At 33.9% G+C, this 566-nt stretch carries 1 protein-coding gene; it reads right to left on the reverse strand.

Annotated features, from left to right (window positions below):
- Positions 1 to 173: 173 nt before the first annotated feature.
- A complete protein-coding gene (locus CCY16_RS05340; RefSeq protein WP_143696905.1) occupies positions 174 to 395 on the reverse strand; it encodes a hypothetical protein in 222 nt (73 codons plus the stop codon).
- Positions 396 to 566 lie beyond the last annotated feature (171 nt).

Below are 566 nucleotides of genomic sequence, written 5' to 3' on the forward strand. Positions count from 1 at the left end.
CATGATGATTTCTTGCTCCTTTCATTCCTCACATCTCACTATTAAATCTTAACTATATTAAGATTTTAGTAAAAATTATAATAATCTATTAACTTGCGTTTCAGACTTATGAACTATCAAACGTTGGTAGGTAATAGAACCTATGACTTTGTTATTTTAATTATTATGCAATTTTATTGTGTCTGTTCAGTGCAAACACCTGTTTCTTGTTTGAGTGTGTGTGCTGTAGCTACTGCTTTGGTAGTTGGATTTGCCGCTGGTGGTATTACATATGCAATATCAAAACCTAGTGATAAACTTGATGGAGTCTCATCACAGCACCTGCTCCTGCTGCTAATAAACCCTGTAGTTAATTTAAAAAACAAGTAGGAAGAAAAAGGAAAGACAGTATCCATGAATGGATAATTCCATTATATTTAACATGGAAATAAAAGGAGCTAAACCCTTTCCACAATCTCCTATCTATTGTCTCTCACACCGCTTAGCTGAATGGATACGGAAAGAAAATCTTTTCCCTTTAAGATCTTCTTGCTTGTTTCTCAACCACTTTCTTGAACTAATACCAA

The sequence above is a fragment of the Wolbachia endosymbiont of Wuchereria bancrofti genome (genome assembly GCF_002204235.2).
Classification (GTDB): Bacteria; Pseudomonadota; Alphaproteobacteria; order Rickettsiales; family Anaplasmataceae; genus Wolbachia.

Coding starts and splice junctions, on each gene's coding strand:
- CCY16_RS05340 (WP_143696905.1), bottom strand. CDS start 395: ATGGATACTGTCTTTCCTTTTTCTTCCTACTTGTTTTTTAAATTAACT.